General features: G+C 30.2%; 3 protein-coding genes. All 3 read left to right on the top strand.

All coding sequences use genetic code 11. From position 1 onward, the window contains the following. The coding region (locus tag ACHZC3_RS04225; protein ID WP_394758636.1) for a tol-pal system YbgF family protein at positions 1-1,206 on the top strand (1,206 nt) is incomplete at its 5' end. A 6-nt stretch (positions 1,207-1,212) separates the two neighbouring features. After that, the gene (locus ACHZC3_RS04220; protein ID WP_394758635.1) at positions 1,213-1,599 is read left to right on the top strand and encodes a polymer-forming cytoskeletal protein; all 387 of its coding nucleotides are present in this window, start codon (positions 1,213-1,215) and stop codon (positions 1,597-1,599) included. Then, complete coding sequence (locus ACHZC3_RS04215; protein ID WP_394758634.1) at positions 1,589-1,819, top strand: AtpZ/AtpI family protein; 231 nt, start codon at positions 1,589-1,591, stop codon at positions 1,817-1,819. Before ACHZC3_RS04220 ends, ACHZC3_RS04215 begins: the two co-directional genes overlap by 11 nt. Positions 1,820-1,887: the final 68 nt, after the last annotated feature.

Genomic DNA, 1,887 nt, shown 5'->3' with positions numbered 1-1,887 from the left:
GAAATCGCAACTAAAAACGACCAAATGTTTTTGCCTCCAGCAGCTAGTTTCGATTCTGCAAACAAGGACGCTTTTTATTTTTATAATCCAACAACGGTTGCTTATGGGAAAGTTGAATTCCTAAAAAACTGGGGAAAACGATCTCTTAAAGATAACTGGCGATGGATCTCGCAAGCTGAAAACACAAGTAAAAACGACAGTATAATAACAAATAATAAGGATACAGAAACTGAGGGTTTAATTTCTGAGAAATACCAAGCAGATTTTTATTTGAAGCAATTGCCAACTTCGCAAAAAGTATTAGATAGTTTAGCTAGAGAACGAAATTTTGCAAATTATCAATTAGGTGTTATTTATAAAGAGAAATTTAAAGAATATGTATTGTCTGCCTCTAAATTTGAGTTATTACTAAAAAACAATCCTGAAGAAAGATTGGTTTTACCATCGATGTATAATTTGTATAAAATATATGAGATTATAGATAAATCGAAAGCGGAAGACGTTAAAAATAAAATTATATCAAATTACCCAAACACAAGATATGCACAGCTTTTAAGCGGAGCAATATCTGAAGAAAACGCAGTTGCTCAAACACCAGATGAAGTTTATAAAGGTCTTTACAAGCAATTTGGAAATCAAGAATATGTTTTGGTTCTTGAAACTATCGAAAAAAGTTTGGCTCAATTTGCTGGGGATGATTTAATACCAAAATTCGAATTACTTAAATCAAGTGTGATAGGAAAACTAAAAGGAGTTGATGAGTACAAAAAATCGTTAAATTTTGTCGCCTTAAACTTTCCAAACACAAAAGAAGGAAAACAAGCAGAAGATATTCTTAAAATAAACATACCAACGTTAGAACAAATGGCTTTCAAAAGTGATTCGTTATCTAAAAAATGGAAAGTATTATATAAAGTAGGAAAACGAGATGCTGCTGAAACCACAACATTAACAGAAAAATTAAACAAGTATATTAAAGAGAAGCAATATGATACTTTTTCTGTTTCGTTTGATGTGTATAATGAAACAGAAAATTTTGTTGTAATTCACGGAATATCATCAAAGGAATACTCGAATTATTTAGTAAATATTCTAAAAGACACTAAAGATTACAAAATTGAAACACTAGCTCAGGTAATTTCTAGCGATAATTATTCGGTTATTCAGGTTAAGAAAAATTACAATCAATTTCTCGAATTAAAATAAAAAAATATGTTTGAAAAAAGTACAAAATCATATACAGATTTACTAGGAAAAACCAACAGGATTGTTGAGGTAACAACTATAAAAGGCGATATAGAATCGATCGCTGATTTTAGATTAGATGGACACTTAATAGGTAATTTTACTTCAAAAGGGAAACTTGTTGTGGGTCCAGCGGGAATTGTTACTGGTGATATTTCTTGTCAAAATGTAGATATAGAAGGAACAGTGACAGGAAAAATAATAGTTCAAGATATTTTAAACATTAAATCGAAAGCAAGTATCCACGGCGAGGTAACTTGCGGAAAACTTTCTGTAGAGCCAGGAGCAGATTTTAGCGCTTCATGTATTATGAAAACAACTTCAAAGCCTTTGTTGCCAGCACATGGAGAATAATAATCAAGATAAAAAAAATAACACAAAATGGCTGGCGCTTATTAATATTCCCATACAAATGGGTGTCATTATTTTTTTGTTTTACAAGCTTGGTTTTTGGTTAGATGAGAATTATACAAACGAAAAAGTATTCTATTATAAAGTATTCACTTTAGTTGGTGTTTTTTTAGCTTTATATAATGTCTATCGTCAAGTAAACGAAATAGGCAAAAATTCATAAAATATGTTTAAAGAGAATGTAAAATCTATTGGGATTTTAACAATAATTATTTTGGTGATTTATGCTGT

Origin of the sequence: Flavobacterium sp., assembly GCF_043720215.1 — a bacterium.
GTDB lineage: Bacteria > Bacteroidota > Bacteroidia > Flavobacteriales > Flavobacteriaceae > Flavobacterium.
The sequence above is the reverse complement of the archived record's forward strand: the minus strand, read 5'-3'. Positions and strand labels throughout refer to the sequence as shown.

Bases quoted from the DNA above. Each gene is read 5' to 3' on its own strand.
- ACHZC3_RS04215 (WP_394758634.1), top strand. From the start codon at position 1,589: ATGGAGAATAATAATCAAGATAAAAAAAATAACACAAAATGGCTGGCG.
- ACHZC3_RS04220 (WP_394758635.1), top strand. From the start codon at position 1,213: ATGTTTGAAAAAAGTACAAAATCATATACAGATTTACTAGGAAAAACC.